Raw genomic sequence first — 15,548 nt, 5'->3', positions numbered from 1 at the left:
TGTGACCGGACAATCGTGTTCGCATTTGAACAGACATTTGCTCTTAATGTTCCTTTCTGGGATTTCAGGGCGTATTTTGAGAATGGTATAATTGTTTGCAAGATCAGCTTACAATCCAGAAAACGGCTTCTCATATGCTGCAGAATTACTTCAAAATTGCCTGGCGCAACTTGATCCGAAACAAAACTTACAGTTTCCTCATTCTCATCGGCCTCGCAACGGGCATGACCTGCGCAGTTGCGCTCGGGTTGTATGTGATGGACGAGTTGAGTTTCGACCGTTATCACAGCCATTCGGACGACATTTACAGGCTCAATCTGCACGTAAAATGGGCTGATAACGATTATAAAATGAGCCAGTCCTCAGCGCCATTCGGGCCGACCTTGCAGCGCGATTATGCGGAAGTTAAAGAAACCGTCCGCATCAAGCCGCGGGATCTGACTCTGAGAGCAGGTGAAAAGTCAATTTATGTCAAGCAAATCGTTTTTTCAGACCCGACAATCTTCGATTTTTTCCACTATAATTTTCTGGATGGCAATGGGAAAACAGCGTTAGCAAGTCAAAACAGCCTGGTGCTGACAGAAAAACTGGCGCTGAAATTATTTGGGAAAACTACGGGATTGATTGGGAAAGTCGTGACGGTGAAGGACAGTATTCCAATGATGATTTCGGCCGTTATCAGCAATGCGCCTGCTAATCATCATTTGAAGTTTGATGCGATTTTGCCTTACAGCAACCAGTCTGTAAATAATACGGATTTGCTAAAATGGGACAGTTTCAACTCCTGGACTTATGTAATGCTGAATCACCAGGCGAAAGTCGCTGATCTGGAAGCGAAAATGCCCGCTTTTTATAAAAAATACATTGCAAGTGCGATTGGCGATGAAACCGGCACGAAGGTCAATTTCAACATTGTTTTGCAGCCGCTTACGGACATTCATTTAAAATCGTCACATTTATCGGGAGAAGAAAATGGCAGCTCGATGGCTTATGTCTACACTTTTTCGACCATAGCGCTCTTCATTTTGTTGATCGCCATTGTGAATTATGTGAATCTCGCAACGGCCAGATCATTGGGTCGGGCGAAGGAAATCGGTGTTCGTAAAGCGGTGGGTTCGCAAAAGTCGCAACTGGTTAAGCAGTTTTTGACGGAATCAATGCTTATGTCGTTTCTTGCGGTGTTGCTAAGCGTCATTATGGTTATTTCGCTGCTTCCCGTGTTCAATTTTATTGCTGATAAAACGCTTCGCTTTGACATCTTCGATTTAAAAACAATCGGCTTTCTCACTGGATTCGCGCTGTTGACTGGCATTTTGAGTGGCGTTTATCCGGCTTTTATCTTATCAAAATTCAAACCTGCCCTTGTGCTAAAAGGAGCGTCGAACGCCAGTGGAGGCGGGCAATTTTTGCGCAAATCGCTGGTTGTGCTGCAATTCTCTATTTCGATAATCATGATTTTGGGCACCATTGTGGTTTACAGGCAATTGCGTTATATGCGCAGTTCTGAGCTGGGTTTTAACCAGGAACAGGTGATCACATTATCACTAAAAAGTCCGGCAGCGCAAATGTCAGCCGATGTTTTGAAAAATCGGCTGCTGGAAAGTCCTTTGATCAAGCACGTGAGTCTGTCCGATGGCGTAGTAGGAGAAGGGTTGAATAACAAAACGACATTTAGTTTTTATTCAAAAGGCGCCGAGCTGCCCATTGGAACAGAATATTTTCACGTGGACGCAGATTTTCTCGACGTGATGCAAATTAAATTGAAAGAAGGCGCCGGTTTTTCGGGAAGCATTGACGGTGACTCGACGTTTTCGGTGCTTGTAAATGAGGCCATGATCAAGCGCTTGGGCTGGAAGAGCATGGACGAGGGATTAATTGAAGTAGACACCAAAAGGGTTCCGATCGCAGGCGTGATGAGCGATTTTCACTTGCGTTCGCTGCATAACCGCATTGAACCGCTGGTGATGGTTTTGAAAAAGCGCAATGCCGGAAATTTATACATTCGCTTTTCCGGGCATGATACGCGCGCAGCATTGCACTATTTGCGCAGCAGTTTTGAAAAAGTCAATCCCGGACAACCATTTGATTATGCTTTTCTTGATCAAACATTTGCCCGTCAATACAGCGCCGACGAGCGTAAAGGCAGCATGTTCCTGGCGTTTTCCGGCATTGCAATTGTGATTGCGTGCCTAGGCTTATTTGGCCTTACGACTTTCACGGCTGAGAAACGCACCAAAGAAATTGGCGTCAGAAAAGTGCTGGGAGCTTCGGTTGCCAGCGTCATTGCATTGCTTTCCACGGATTTTCTCAAACTGGTGCTCATTTCCATTGTGATCGCCGTGCCGTTGGGCGCTTACATGATGCATTCGTGGCTGCAAAACTTTGCTTATAAAACCGAAATGGAGTGGTGGATTTTCGTGCTAGGCGGATCATTGTCCATTGTCGTTGCATTGGTCACAGTCAGCTTTCAGAGCATTAAAGCCGCTCTAAAAAATCCCGTTCAAAGTTTGCGTTCAGAATAGCTTTTGCTGGTTGTAATCTGGGTTGTAGCTTTGTGATATGAAAAATATTCTCATCACCGGCGGCGCAGGACACCTGGGCAAAACTGTCGTTCAAACATTAGCGGATCAGGACTACCATCTGCATCTTGCTGTAAGGAAAAACAGTGATTCCAACAATGTCAATGTGTTTAATTATGAAGCTGATCTCGCTGATAGTGAGCAGGCTGACGCATTTTTTCAAGATGTTTTGTCATCCAATGACCGCATTCATGCAGGCGTTTTTCTGGCAGGCGGATTTGCGGCGGGCGGTTTGGAAAAGGCAGCAATGCGTGATATTACTGACATGGTGAACCTCAATTTTGCAACCGCATTTACAACAGCCAAAAATCTTATTGCACATTACAGAGCTAATGGCGGCGGCAAGCTCATTTTTATTGGTTCAAAACTAGCTATGGAGCCGCAGACGGCAAACGACAATTTTGCATATTCGTTGTCCAAACAAATGCTGTATAATTTCCACGATCTCATCAATAAAAGCGGAAAGTCAGATGGCATTTCAGCGCACATTCTATTGCCCGAAATCATCGACACCGCGCTTAACCGCAGTTTTATGCCCGACGCAGATTTTTCAAAATGGACCAGCACCGAGGCCATTGCGCAAACTATTCTGGACATCATTGAGGACAGGGAACTGCGGACGGAAATTACATTTTAATGAATGAGGCAATGTGATCTGAATGCAATGTCTCGCCATCCAAACTAGCATTTTACCAGTTATGTAACCGCATGAAATCGAATAAGTAGTTTCGCATCGGTCTGAATTTTAGTTGATTAAGTAAAGCCGCCAGCATTTGCGACGGTTGATTGTAACCTAAAAACTAATGATCATGCTAAACCGCGCGTTGTCCCGTGATTTCTATTCGTTTACGATCCTGTTCCTGGTTTTACACATTATTTCTGTCTTAATCCAGGGCGTAGTCAGTTTGCAGCTTGGTTCGAGAATCCTGACTTTCGACTCTTTTTATCCCTGGCTTTTGCTCTTCGGTTTCATTTTCGCGGTTGCGTCCGTGGCAATGCTGCGTTATTTTCTAAACAAAGGTTATCGGATCGCATTTACTGCTGGTCTGATTCATACGATCGCGACCGTTGGGCAGATTGCGCTGGTCTACAATATTTTAATGTTTCGCAATCTGCAAAGCTTCTTTGTATCCGCAAGCGCGACGACATTGGTGGTTGGCATCTTGTTTGGTTTTGCATTGGCATTTTCAAATGTTAGGGAACGACCCTGGCTTATGTGGTCGGGAATTATGTCCATTATTTCTGGCGCCATTTTGCTGGTCACCATGCTCTGGTTTCATAACACTCAGGACATAGCATTGAGATTGCTCGTGGAAAAAATCCACCGATTAACCGCTGTCGCCAGCATTTGCGTTCCCATTATGTTCTTACTCAATATGTTGCGAGAGACAAAAGCGATGGCTGTGGCGGAAGCGAAAACCACCCCGATCGTCTGGCGCGAACTGCTTAAAGTTTTGGGCATATTGGGTATTTTGTTTTTCGGGATGAGTTTTGTTGGAGAAAGCATTCGTTCGAGGTCCAGCAAGCCGTTTGTGCCGACGCCTGAAATCAGCAAATTAGCCACAGCAGTTCCACCACGAAATTTCGTGAACGCAACAGGTGACACGCTGCGTTACCGCCTGATGTTCCCGGCGAGTTACGATTCCACAAAACAATATCCGATGGTGGTTTGCCTGCATCATGGCGGCGCGCACGGAAAAGACAACATGCGACAGCTCGCCGCCGACCCGGCTCCGTTTCTTTTCAATGAGGAAAATCGGAAGAAATATCCCGCATTCATTTTTATGCCGCATTGTCCGGAAGGTGAAGGTTTTGGAGGCATTCCCAATTATCCCAACATTGATACGCTGGTCATCGACGCTATTAATACATTGAAAACTGATTATCCTGTTGATGCAAAACGGCTTTACGTGATGGGCATTTCAAGCGGCGGTTATGGTTCGTGGCATTTTATCGGCACACATCCTGAAATGTTTGCCGCTGCCATTCCCATTTGCGGAGGAGGCGATCCCAAAATGGGTAAAGTCCTGACAAACATGCCTATATGGGCTTTCCATGGAGCAAAAGACCGCCTGGCTCCGGTCAGTGGCACACGAGATATTATCGACGCAATCGAGAAAGCGGGTGGGAAGCCTAAATACACCGAGTACAAACAATCCGGCCATGATATTTGGCGAAACGTCAAGGAAGAACCGCATTTAATGGACTGGCTCTTCGCCCAAAAGAAAGATTAACCGGTGCGCCGTTGGCGCGAAGGTTCACTGTCGTTGGCGCGAAGGTCCACCTTCGTGCCTAATATTGTAAGGCCTCCGGCCGGAAGCACAATGCTAAACCGGCCGGAGGCCTTACAATAAGAAGTCCAAAGGTGGGCCTTTGAACTAGCGCGGGTGGGAAGAGAGAATCTTAGTTATGTTGGTTTGGAACATTGATCATCCAGCCGATGCCAAATTGATCATGGAAGCTGCCATAATAATCGCCCCAGAACATATCTGCAAGCGGCATTTCAATTTCTCCTCCGACGGACAAACCTGCAAAAAGGCGATCCGCTTCTTCACGGCTCTCGGCAAAGACTGAAACATAAAAATTGTTTCCGATTGTTAGTTGGTGACCCATAGAAGGCACTGTGTCAGAAGCCATTAACACATCACCGTTTCCAATGGGAAGTGCAATGTGCATCAAACGGGTTCTTTCATTTTCGGCAAGCTGCTCCGCGCCGGGCATGTCAGACATTCTTTGAATTGAAGAAAACTCTCCGCCAAAAACGGATTTGTAAAAATTGAAAGCCTCTTCCGATTTTCCATCAAAGTTGAGGTAAGCGTTTAATTTAGGCATAGCGAAAAGACTAAGTTATAGGTTGATTTGTGGATTTGATAATACAAAATTAATAAGTGAAACGCTATTCTATCGCCCGTAAAAGGGACAACAGCAGGGGGCTTATGGGACATAAATGTTGCTGCATTTTCTTTCAACCAGGCAGGGAAAAAGTTTCCTTTTTGCGGGCACTCATTCTTGCATTCTGATAAACGATAAATATTTAATATTTTTGTATTTCAAGCTTTTACAGGAATATGGCAGAAGGACAGACAGTGCACCTCGCAGACGATGACGAAGACGACAGGATGCTGATTAAAGACGCATTAGAAGAAGCCAATCCTGATGTGACCGTCATTGAAGCTGAGGATGGTAAGGAGTTGATCGCTAATGTGAAAAATGCGGATGACTTGTCGGAAACAGTCGTATTGGTGGATATGAATATGCCAAAAATGAATGGCATTGAAGCCATTAAGGAGATCCGGTCCGAGCCGGAGCTTGCCGATTTGCCGGCCGTAATGATGTCCACATCCAGTAATCCAGAACTCAAAAAGCGAGCCCTCGATGCAGGGGCCGACGATTTTATTGTCAAGCCTAATAATTTCAAAGCGCTTCTCGACATTGCCAAAAGTATTCTCTCCCGGTTTTTTGGCGCTAACTAACTGCGATTTTATCCCCGTCCGTAATCCAAATCATAAAATACAACTCACATCCTTTGAAAATTAACTTTGTATTGCAAAGTACTTTTTATAAATTTATTGTTGTGAAAAGGAATATTCAATTGAAGCGTTAAGAAAATATGACTTGGTTTGTTAAAGAAGGTTCGATTGTGCGGGAAATCTGGGGAAAGGCGGATACAATCCTCTTTATTTTTGCTGGCGCTTCTGCCGAATTTGCTGTGAACAAATCGGTCGACTGGCTTTATTTTACAGGAAAACTGCCTGCTGATCCCCTCGGAAGGCTTTTCTCAACAGTTGCCTATGCACGTAAGATCGTTTTTTCAGAACAAGAGGCGGCCATGAAAGCGATTGACCAAATCACCGCCATTCATCAGGAAGTGGAAAATAGGCGCGGAGCGAAAATTCCCGATTGGGCATATCGCGATGTTCTTTTTATGCTCATCGACTATTCCATTCGATCATATGAATTATTGGAGAAAAAGCTCACGAAGCATGAAAAGGCGGAAGTCTTCGAAACTTTTTACCAGGTTGGGGCGCGGATGCGGATAGCGGGCTTACCCGAAAATTTTGTTGAATGGGAGGAAATGCGGCGTCAGCATTTGAATAATAACCTCGCAGAAAGCGCTTTTTCAATAGATCTTTACAAACAATATCAAAAGCATCTCGGCCTTGCTAGATATCTGTTGCTCAAAGAAGTGCAGGCTGAAATTGTTCCCGGAAAAGTGCATCAAATGCTGTCATTACGCAAGGTTTCAGCCTTGACCGCAATCCTGCCTGCATACAAATTCTTGCGCGTTTTTGGAATGCATCACACCATGCGCAATGTAATTTTGCCCGAAAAATACAAGGCAGAAATTGCCGCCCTCGACATCCGATAACAAAGTAGTTTTGTTAAAAATCTTTCGGGATAGTGGCATTGAGCAAATTAAGATCTTTGATTGCTTCACCCATTGTGTTGTTGAAATAGGCAAAAACAGTCTTCCCATCCGCGATCCAATCCTGCATTTGTTCGGCAAATTCATATAAAAACGCATCTTCATATTGCCCGCGGTAATCACCATTCGGGCCGTGAAAACGAACATACTTAAAGTCTCCTTCTGATTCCAGTAAGCCAGGTGCAGAGCCAGGTTTGTCATGGATCACAATCTCAAATCCAAAATGTTCGATTAATTCAAAAACTTCATCCTCATACCAGGAGTTATGCCGGAATTCCAAAGCAACTTTCCAAAGCTTTTCCGGGTCGGCAGCTGCGATTGTGTTTAAAAGTGTTTCAAGTTGCGGAAGCAAAATCGCTTTCAGACTGGGCGGAAACTGGACGAGCAAACAGCCTTTTTTTGAGCCTATCTCATTAATGACTTGCATAAATCGGCTCACATCATCGGGATTGAAAATTAAACCCTTGTTATGCGTAATGTCGCGCCATAATTTGAAGGTAAACACAAAACTATCAGGCACTTGCGTAGCCCAATTCCTCACCGTGGAAGCCAGTGGAACTTTGTAAAATGAGCTGTTGATCTCAATGCTGTTAAACAGGGAAGCATAATATGTCAACCGGCTTTTGTCTTTGTATTCTTCCGGGTAAAACTGCTTGTTAGGCACCGGCAGAACGAGTCCGCTGGTGCCTGAGTAAAATTTAGATTCGTTATTTTCCATTCGTGCACTAATGCGCTGCAAATGCAGAACGCTGCGTGGGGACGGCAAACATCGTGCTAGCGAATGAAACCTATCATTTGGTCGCGAGCTTTTTTGAGAAGAACGGCAGCATTTTTTGCTCAATTCTTTCGCCAATGCGGTTCAGGTGATCGCCTTCATATTCTTCGTAAGTGTGCTCAATTTTGTAATTATCAAGCAATTCATGCAAGGTTTTAATATTCGCCGCAATGGGTTGATCTTTATTTCCGGCATCAAATGCAATTCCCTTCATTTGTTTCAGATTGTTGATATACTGATCAATCGTCGCCATGCCCGCATTCGCCGCCCATTTCAGTTCGACTGTTTTTTGCAGCTGACCATTTTCCACAATTTGGTCTGTGTAAAACGGCGGTTTAGTGGGATTCGGCGACCACGCGGCAGCGGAAGCAATGGCGGCTTTTGTGCCAAAATCAGCCTTGGCAAATTCTGCGGGATCTTTAATAGCTTCAATTTTCGCAAGCGATTCCGGCGAACGATTGCCTCCCGGAGCCATGCAGCAAGGGCTGAGCGCATAAATGCTGGAAAATACATCGGGAAATTTCTCGCCAATCCGCATTGTTCCATAACCGCCCATCGAATGTCCAGCGAGTCCGCGACTTGTTGCCTTAGGAATGGTCCGGTAATGCTGATCAATGTAGGAAACCAATTCTTTTGCAACAAAATCTTCCCAATTGCCTGCTGTAATGGAATTGGAATAAAAGCTTCCGCCGCTGCGCGTATATGCATTTGGGGTAACGATGATCATTTCGTTGAGCTGACCTTCTGCAAAAACCTTATCAACTATCACGGGCATATTGATCCAATGCTTCACCAATCCATACCATTGTGCGTCGTTATCAGTAAAACCATGGAGCAGATAAATAACCGGATAGCGCCGTTTCGAGTCCTTTTTGTAGCTCGGCGGCAGATAAATCGATACATCGGGATCGGCCGTGTTGCCTTCCAGATTGCCTTCAAGAGATTTCCCATGGACCTTGATGCGTTCCGTAGAACCCAGCAATTTCGCCTGGGCCGACACGAAATTTGGCATAAAAAATGCGCAAGCCAGCGCAATGAGGAGGAGTTTTTTCTTCATATGATTCAGTTCAGATACTTTTTAGGAAAAGGAGATATTGCTTGAAAAATACCGAAAGCAGAATGATGCATCCAACGACCCGTAATTGTATTTATCACATTATTACAACAACTTGTCGGGCAAAATAGGGAGCTCTCGAATCCGCTTTCCAGTTGCGTTGAAAACAGCATTAGCCACCGCGGCCGCAACGCCCACAATCCCAACTTCTCCTATTCCTTTTATCCCTAACTTGTTAGACAGCGTATCTTCTTCCTTGATAAAAATTGCATCCAGCTCACCGATGTCCAGGTTAGATGGAACGTGATATTCCGCCAAAGATCGGGTCACGAAATGTCCGTAACGGGGATCGACAATGGATTCCTCAGTCAGCGCCATGCCAATTCCCCAAACATTGCCGCCAATGATCTGCGAGCGGGCCGTTTTTGGATTAAGAATTTTCCCTGCTCCGGTCACCGCCAGAAAGCGCTCGACACGCACCATTCCAGTGGACTGGTTGACCCAGACTTCTGCAAAATTAGCATTGAAACTATGGGATGAATATTGCTCAGCCGTTTCCAGCGGTTTGGAATCAGCCCTTGCCTGAATGTCGGCGATTTTCTCGGAAATCATCAATTGAGACGCAGTAGGGCGGACAAAATATTGTTTGCCAGAGCGAGCAATCAGCTCATCGGTCACCTTATTGCAAACGTCATTCACCACATTGGCATAACTCGTCGCGCCCACAGAACCCACCGAGCCAGCAGCAGGCGGCAAGTCCGAATCTCCGATTTTCACTGTAATTTTGTTTATCGGCAAATCCAATGCATCAGCGGCAGTCTGTGCAAGAATGGTGTAAGTTCCTGTCCCCAAGTCCGCCGCAGCAAGCTCGATCGTTGCAGTTACATTGTTTCCCTCACGTTTCAATTTTACAATTGCCGAAGAATCGCGCTGATGCGCCGGGTAAGTCCCGCAAGCCACGCCATAGCCAATCAAGTAATTGTCCTGAATAAGCTGTCGCGGCTCCATCTTACGTTTTTCCCAACCAAATGCTTTGGCACCGACATTTAAACATTCCACCACTTTTCGCGAAGACCACGGTTTTCCATTGGATGGATCTTTTTCCGGCTCATTTTTAAGCCGAAATGCAATCGGGTCCATCTTTAATTTATAGGCCAATTCGTCCATCGCCGATTCCAATGCAAAGCTGCCCGTAGACTTCCCCGGTCCGCGTGTGTATGTGGGCAGGATCAGGTTCATGGGCGTCACGCGATAGGAAATGAGCGAGTTAGGCGTGTCATACATAATTTTTGAGCAGTCGCCGCAAGGCTCCACAAACTCATCCTGAATAGCAGCGTGCGTGCTCGTTTCATGCGCCAATGCAGTCAGTTTTCCATCTTTGGTCGCAGCCAAACTGACCTTCTGATAATTCCGTTGCCGAAAACCGACGGAATTGAACATTTGTTGCCGTGTTAAAGCCAGCTTTACTGGCCGGTTCACCATTTTTGCGGCTATGGCGGCTAATATCAGGTTGCCCCACTGTCCACCTTTCGAGCCAAAACCTCCGCCAATGTAAGGCGAGACAATGTGGACATTTTCAGGTTTGAGATTCAGCGTCAATGCAGCCGCATTTTGAGCTCCGTTCACGATTTGCGAGCTGTTGTAAAGCGTCAGTTTGTCGCCTTGCCATTCTGCAATCGTCGCATGTGGTTCGAGCGGATGATGGTGATAAATTGGCGTCGCGTATGTTTCTTCTATTTTGACTTCTGCATTTTCCAATGCTGCTTTTGCATCTCCGCGCTTTTCGTCTTCCTTATCTTTTGGCTTTACGCCGTCCTTATATATTTTTTCAAAATCAATTCTTGCATCGCTCTGCTCGTATTCCACTTTGATCAGATCTGCCGCATGCCGTGCTTGTTCAAAAGTCTCCGCTACAACCACGCCAATGTGTTGTCCGTAAAATAGCACATCCGCATTTTGTAACAGTGCACCACCCCGAATGCCGCCTTTGGGATTGAGCTTAGGCGCATTGTTGTGTGTAATCACAGCCAAAACGCCAGCCGATTTTTCAGCAGCAATGCTGTCAATGCGCTTGATCTTTCCAGACGCAATTGTGCTCTTAAAAATGACAGCATAAGCGGGATTCTGCACAGGATGATCCGTCGAATAATCCGCTTTTCCTGTCACTTTCAGGATGCCGTCAATGCGGTTGACAGGTTTGCCGATGGTTGTATTTTTATCTTGCATGAAGTCAGGGATTAAGGTCAGGATTTGTCGCTATTGAAAGCCATTTGTAGTGCAAGCACAATGCTGCGATTGCCAAGTTCAACTTTAAATTTGTTGTGTTCCAATGGCTTAGCCTCCGCCATCTCCGCATCTGCGGCAAGTTTAAAATTGGCCTCTGTTGGCTCTTTTCCCACGAGCATTTGCTCTGCTTTCAATGCACGCCAAGGCTTGTGAGCCACACCGCCCATCGCAAGCCGGGCTTGTTTGATCACATTGCCATTCATTTCCAATGCGGCCGCCACAGACACGAGTGCAAAAGCATAGGAAGCCCTGTCGCGCACTTTGAGATAATAAGAATGTTCGGCAAAATTGTTCTTAGGAATCTCAATCGCTGTGATCAATTCCCCGTGGCCCAGGTTTGTGTCCTTTTCTGGTGTATCGCCAGGCAACCGGTGAAAGTCTGCGAATGGAATTGATTTTTCCTGCCCGCCTGGACTCTGGATTTTTACAACCGCATCCAGCGCCGCGAGTGCAATGGCCATGTCAGACGGAAATACGGCAACGCACGTTTCGGACCAGCCGAAGATCGCGTGCATTCGGTTGATGCCTTCCAAAGCGCCGCAGCCTGATCCGGGTTCGCGTTTGTTGCAAGGCATATTGACATCGTAAAAATATGGGCAGCGCGTCCTTTGCAGCAAATTTCCTCCATTGGTCGCCATATTGCGGATCTGTCCCGAGGCGCCTGCCAGAATCGCCTGTGTAAGCAGCGGATAATTTTGACGGATCATTGGATGATTGGCCGCATCCGTATTTTTTCCGAGCCCGCCAATGGAAACGCCAGCACTTGTCGCCTTGATTTGAGTCAAAGCAATGCGTGTAATGTCAATGACTTCGTCCGGCTGCTCCACATTTTCCTTCATCAAATCCAGTAAATTGGTTCCACCGGCCAGAAACCGCGCATTTGGATTTTCAGAAACAAGCTTGACCGCCGCAGGAGCGTCTTTCGCATTGATGTATTTAAATGGTTTCATATCAGCATCCAGTTTTGTTCGACCGCTTTCCCGCTATGCACTTCCTGAATCGCCGCAACAATGTTGGGATAGGCGCCGCACCGACAAATATTTCCAGACATCCGCTCCCGGATCTCCTCATTGGACAGCTTAACCGGCGCGACTTTTTTGCGGACATTTTTGGTCACATAACTCGCATCACCGCTTTTCGCTTCGTCCATTAATGCCACCGCCGAGCAAATTTGCCCTGGTGTGCAGAAGCCGCATTGGAAACCGTCGTGTTTAATGAATGCTTCCTGAATGGGGTGCAAAGCATTTCCTTGCGCAATGCCTTCGATTGTTTTCACCGATTTTCCTTCGCAGCTGACCGCCAATGTAAGACAGCTCAAAACCCGTCGCCCATCGACAATCACCGTGCAAGCACCGCATTGGCCATGATCGCAACCCTTTTTAGAGCCGGTTAAGTCCAGTTTTTCCCGCAATGTGTCCAGCAGCGTCATCCGCGAATCGACCACCACTTTTTTGGCCGCACCATTGATTTTGAAAGCCACATCCACGCCGTTTTCAATCGTCTCAGGCGCGAGCGTGTTTGGTTGTGGAGACGTAAGTGGCCGTGTGATAACTTGTTCCGCAACGGCCGACTGCCAGGCTAGCAAGCCGCCACCCGCCAAAGTCATTAATTTCATAAAATGCCGTCTGTTGACGCCGTTGTCCATGATTTCAGCTAAGTCTTCGGGCATGAGGTCTTCAAACAGCTTCCGTTCATCGTCGGTGAGCTGCGGAGATTGATCTTCTTCGTTCATGGGATATGGGCGAGATGGATTAAGATTTCGAGGTTCAAGAGTGAGGGTAAATTGTTGATTTCAAGCAAGAAATGCAAATGCCTTCACCGGCAGATTTGCTAATGAAGGCACTTCAATAATTATACCAAGATGCAGTTTAGCTCAGCTCACCGGCAAAGTGTTATTGAGTAAATAAAATGCCGAATCCTGAAAACTAATGAATGATTTTGCCTGTTCATTGTCAATCCAACCTTTTTCCAAATGGCTCGCATCCACCAGCGCTGCTGTCTGCATTTTGCCATAAACCTCGCACACATCCGCCAAAGTTTTTAACTCAATTTCGCTGAATTGGGATGGGTCGAAAGTGTTTTTCGTTGAAATCACTTCACCATAATTCCCATTGCCAACCTCAACCTGATCAATCGATAACTTGGCGTCGTCACAAAGTTTGACATACATTTTCTGATATTGCGAAGGCACCGGCCCGAACTGGATTGCCCGGTAAGAAATGCCTGAAATTGCATAACCTGTCCGCGCATACGAAGTGAAATCGGCGTAAAAAAGCAGCTTGTTCAATTTCGTTTTGTAAAGTCCTTTGATTTTAGAATCAAAAAAGGCGATCATATTCGAAATTTTCTCCATATCGGGCCTTTTAAATCCGTTGAATGTCGACGGAGCTTGATTTTCAAAAATTTGATCAAGAAACAAAAGATCCCAGGCGTGCTTTGCATTATCCGCAATGACCTGCTCTGCTTTTGACACCAGTTTTTTAACCTCTTTTTCTGTCAAAATATGCGAGCTCGCCTGAACTTGCCGAATGAATGTCGCCGGATCTTTGACTGACAAAATCAACCGCCCATTCGAAACCGATGGAATCTCACCCGATTCATATAACCGATAAGCATTGGTGCCCAATCCCAATATTTCAGACATTTTATTGGCCGAAACATCATACATCCGTCTTATTTCCCTAATCTCCTCCGGAAACGGAATCCGGTATTTTTCGCGATATTGATTGTAAACTTGCGAGATTCCAAGATCGTCCAACTCATCTGTTGTGAACTTCTCACCCGAGTCCTCGCAAAAGTAATAATGCCAGAAAAAATCAAACTTTTCTTTTCGGAAGGTTAAAGATGACGGTTCGCAATGCAAGATCGCGTCCTTACCTGTTATTGGACTTTTCATGGCTTCTATTTAAATGGATAAATCATGGGGTGTTCGGCAACATGAAAGGAAATGCATATCACATTTGAATTGGCATTGCCAAGGGAAATCTTGATATATATTTCCTGACTCTTATAGTGTTGACCGAAGATCCAAAGACTGGCAATTTTATAAAGTATATCGTCAATGGGTCCTGCTACATAATTCGCGACTTTCAGTGACTCGATAATTTGCCTCCGTTTAGAGGCGGTCAATTCAAGCTGAGCAAAAGTGTCGAGGTTCTTAGTATTGGTCCGCTCCATAAAACGAATGTCGAAAATCCTATACTTCACAAAGAACTCTCCAAGAAACTGCTCAACTTCTGATCGTGATGCCAAAGTTACCAAATAGTTTAAGTAATTATATAAAGATTTCATAAAATCAACTTTTTCGTTGAAATCGTGTGCAATCTAAACTTTGGCGATTCAATGTTTAGCATGTAGAAGTGTGCCATCTTGCGAACGGTGGACACGAGTTATTTAAAGGAAGGGGACGACCTTAAATGGCGTGGTCGTGGTGGCATCGGACCGGCAAATGTGATGTGATATTTTCGGGTCGTTTAAGGGTAAATCAGGAATTAACCGCATGTTAAATATTCGCACTGCATCCTAGGGCTAATGTTTTATAGTACAAATTCACGATATTGAGGGAAATATTAATGATATCGTAAATCAAAAAACTATTGACATGAAGAAGACATTGATTTTGAAGGGTTTTGCTATGATGTTAGCATTCGTTTTTACAGCAACCATGAGCCAGGCACAAGATGGAGCAAAGCCAAGTCCGGCAAAAACCGCCACTGGGAAAGCGGGTGGTGCTAACATTACCATTAATTATTCAGCCCCCTCTGTAAAAGGGCGCAAAATATTTGGCGACCTCGTTCCATTCGACAAAGTGTGGCGTGCTGGTGCCAATGAGGCAACCATTTTTGAAACCGATAAGGACATTACAATTGAAGGGAAAAAGCTTCCAGCTGGAAAATACAGTCTTTACGCACTTCCTGGTGCGAGCGAATGGTCATTCATTTTTAACTCGCAAACAGGCCAATGGGGCATCAAACGCGGCGGCGAAACTTCAAAAGATGCTTCCAAAGATGTGCTGACAGTTAAAGCAAAGCCCGCAAAAAGTGCTTCAATGACCGAGGTTATGGCTTACGAAATAACGCCAAAAGGTTTCGTGTTGCGTTGGGAAAACACAGAAGTGCCCGTTGCTATCAAGTAACATTGACCATTGCCGTTTGCCAGTTTCAATGATAAACTGCTGGCGGAAATTTGAACTTCAACACTGGCATTAGCGTCGAGTGTGGAAATTCCAGGGCACTTGAAATTTAAGAAGACATTGGCCTTTCCAGAGAGGCAGCTTGTAACCAGGCTGCCTCTTTTTTTATTTCTTTTACCTGAAATGATTTGGCTTTACAAGGATTTTTTGATCAAAAACAGAGAATGGCACAACATTTGGATGTAACCGTTAGGGTTCCGGCAATTGCCGTGGCTGCAAAGGCAGATCGCTCGACT

General features: G+C 45.5%; 14 protein-coding genes. 6 read left to right on the top strand and 8 right to left on the bottom strand.

What is annotated here, in order from left to right; genetic code table 11:
• Positions 1–134: 134 nt before the first annotated feature.
• The 3 genes from LZG73_RS01450 (at position 135) to LZG73_RS01440 (ending at position 4,813) form a co-directional block, all read left to right on the top strand.
• Entirely contained in the window at positions 135–2,522 is a 2,388-nt protein-coding gene (locus LZG73_RS01450; protein ID WP_233845716.1) for an ABC transporter permease, read from the top strand.
• 37 nt (positions 2,523–2,559) lie between these two features.
• A complete protein-coding gene (locus LZG73_RS01445; RefSeq protein WP_233845715.1) occupies positions 2,560–3,216 on the top strand; it encodes an SDR family NAD(P)-dependent oxidoreductase in 657 nt (218 codons plus the stop codon).
• A gap of 172 nt (positions 3,217–3,388) precedes the next feature.
• Positions 3,389–4,813: a prolyl oligopeptidase family serine peptidase gene (locus LZG73_RS01440; RefSeq protein ID WP_233845714.1), complete on the top strand. Its 1,425-nt coding sequence runs from the start codon at positions 3,389–3,391 to the stop codon at positions 4,811–4,813.
• Between the two features lie 169 nt (positions 4,814–4,982).
• Here LZG73_RS01440 and LZG73_RS01435 read toward each other — a convergent pair whose 3' ends face one another.
• Positions 4,983–5,411 carry a VOC family protein gene (locus LZG73_RS01435; protein WP_233845713.1) on the bottom strand — a complete coding sequence of 143 codons (429 nt, stop codon included), beginning with the start codon at positions 5,409–5,411 and terminating at the stop codon, positions 4,983–4,985.
• Positions 5,412–5,647: 236 nt separating this feature from the next.
• Between LZG73_RS01435 and LZG73_RS01430 the strand changes: the two genes are divergently transcribed.
• Together LZG73_RS01430 and LZG73_RS01425 are read left to right on the top strand one after the other, a co-directional pair.
• The gene (locus LZG73_RS01430) at positions 5,648–6,052 is read left to right on the top strand and encodes a response regulator (protein ID WP_233845712.1); all 405 of its coding nucleotides are present in this window, start codon (positions 5,648–5,650) and stop codon (positions 6,050–6,052) included.
• 137 nt (positions 6,053–6,189) lie between these two features.
• Complete coding sequence (locus LZG73_RS01425; protein ID WP_233845711.1) at positions 6,190–6,948, top strand: oxygenase MpaB family protein; 759 nt, start codon at positions 6,190–6,192, stop codon at positions 6,946–6,948.
• Positions 6,949–6,961: 13 nt separating this feature from the next.
• Here the strand turns inward: LZG73_RS01425 and LZG73_RS01420 are convergent, their stop codons facing one another.
• From LZG73_RS01420 to LZG73_RS01390, 7 genes are all read right to left on the bottom strand, one after another.
• On the bottom strand, positions 6,962–7,723 hold the full coding sequence (locus LZG73_RS01420; protein ID WP_233845710.1) for a DUF72 domain-containing protein: 762 nt from the start codon (positions 7,721–7,723) through the stop codon (positions 6,962–6,964).
• Positions 7,724–7,796: 73 nt separating this feature from the next.
• Positions 7,797–8,837 carry an alpha/beta hydrolase gene (locus LZG73_RS01415; protein ID WP_409014298.1) on the bottom strand — a complete coding sequence of 347 codons (1,041 nt, stop codon included), beginning with the start codon at positions 8,835–8,837 and terminating at the stop codon, positions 7,797–7,799.
• Between the two features lie 102 nt (positions 8,838–8,939).
• The gene (locus LZG73_RS01410; protein ID WP_233845709.1) at positions 8,940–11,060 is read right to left on the bottom strand and encodes a xanthine dehydrogenase family protein molybdopterin-binding subunit; all 2,121 of its coding nucleotides are present in this window, start codon (positions 11,058–11,060) and stop codon (positions 8,940–8,942) included.
• A 17-nt stretch (positions 11,061–11,077) separates the two neighbouring features.
• Positions 11,078–12,070, bottom strand: coding sequence for a xanthine dehydrogenase family protein subunit M (locus LZG73_RS01405; RefSeq protein ID WP_233845708.1), 993 nt, complete (start codon positions 12,068–12,070; stop codon positions 11,078–11,080).
• Positions 12,067–12,852 (bottom strand): 2Fe-2S iron-sulfur cluster-binding protein, encoded by a 786-nt coding sequence (locus LZG73_RS01400; protein WP_233845707.1) that lies wholly within the window; start codon positions 12,850–12,852, stop codon positions 12,067–12,069. Before LZG73_RS01400 ends, LZG73_RS01405 begins: the two co-directional genes overlap by 4 nt.
• 141 nt (positions 12,853–12,993) lie before the next feature.
• Positions 12,994–14,016: a type II toxin-antitoxin system antitoxin SocA domain-containing protein gene (locus LZG73_RS01395; protein WP_233845706.1), complete on the bottom strand. Its 1,023-nt coding sequence runs from the start codon at positions 14,014–14,016 to the stop codon at positions 12,994–12,996.
• 5 nt (positions 14,017–14,021) lie between these two features.
• Positions 14,022–14,411: a hypothetical protein gene (locus LZG73_RS01390; RefSeq protein ID WP_233845705.1), complete on the bottom strand. Its 390-nt coding sequence runs from the start codon at positions 14,409–14,411 to the stop codon at positions 14,022–14,024.
• A gap of 310 nt (positions 14,412–14,721) precedes the next feature.
• On the opposite strand from LZG73_RS01390, the gene LZG73_RS01385 reads away from it, so the two are divergent.
• A complete protein-coding gene (locus LZG73_RS01385) occupies positions 14,722–15,255 on the top strand; it encodes a DUF2911 domain-containing protein (RefSeq protein ID WP_233845704.1) in 534 nt (177 codons plus the stop codon).
• Positions 15,256–15,548 lie beyond the last annotated feature (293 nt).

The sequence above is a fragment of the Dyadobacter sp. CY326 genome (genome assembly GCF_021390515.1).
GTDB lineage: Bacteria > Bacteroidota > Bacteroidia > Cytophagales > Spirosomataceae > Dyadobacter.
The sequence above is the reverse complement of the archived record's forward strand: the minus strand, read 5'-3'. Positions and strand labels throughout refer to the sequence as shown.

Bases quoted from the DNA above. Each gene is read 5' to 3' on its own strand.
- LZG73_RS01390 (WP_233845705.1), bottom strand. From the start codon at position 14,411: ATGAAATCTTTATATAATTACTTAAACTATTTGGTAACTTTGGCATCA.
- LZG73_RS01385 (WP_233845704.1), top strand. From the start codon at position 14,722: ATGAAGAAGACATTGATTTTGAAGGGTTTTGCTATGATGTTAGCATTC.
- LZG73_RS01400 (WP_233845707.1), bottom strand. From the start codon at position 12,852: ATGAACGAAGAAGATCAATCTCCGCAGCTCACCGACGATGAACGGAAG.
- LZG73_RS01430 (WP_233845712.1), top strand. From the start codon at position 5,648: ATGGCAGAAGGACAGACAGTGCACCTCGCAGACGATGACGAAGACGAC.
- LZG73_RS01445 (WP_233845715.1), top strand. From the start codon at position 2,560: ATGAAAAATATTCTCATCACCGGCGGCGCAGGACACCTGGGCAAAACT.
- LZG73_RS01410 (WP_233845709.1), bottom strand. From the start codon at position 11,060: ATGCAAGATAAAAATACAACCATCGGCAAACCTGTCAACCGCATTGAC.
- LZG73_RS01425 (WP_233845711.1), top strand. From the start codon at position 6,190: ATGACTTGGTTTGTTAAAGAAGGTTCGATTGTGCGGGAAATCTGGGGA.
- LZG73_RS01415 (WP_409014298.1), bottom strand. From the start codon at position 8,837: ATGAAGAAAAAACTCCTCCTCATTGCGCTGGCTTGCGCATTTTTTATG.
- LZG73_RS01435 (WP_233845713.1), bottom strand. From the start codon at position 5,411: ATGCCTAAATTAAACGCTTACCTCAACTTTGATGGAAAATCGGAAGAG.
- LZG73_RS01405 (WP_233845708.1), bottom strand. From the start codon at position 12,070: ATGAAACCATTTAAATACATCAATGCGAAAGACGCTCCTGCGGCGGTC.
- LZG73_RS01450 (WP_233845716.1), top strand. From the start codon at position 135: ATGCTGCAGAATTACTTCAAAATTGCCTGGCGCAACTTGATCCGAAAC.
- LZG73_RS01440 (WP_233845714.1), top strand. From the start codon at position 3,389: ATGCTAAACCGCGCGTTGTCCCGTGATTTCTATTCGTTTACGATCCTG.
- LZG73_RS01420 (WP_233845710.1), bottom strand. From the start codon at position 7,723: ATGGAAAATAACGAATCTAAATTTTACTCAGGCACCAGCGGACTCGTT.
- LZG73_RS01395 (WP_233845706.1), bottom strand. From the start codon at position 14,016: ATGAAAAGTCCAATAACAGGTAAGGACGCGATCTTGCATTGCGAACCG.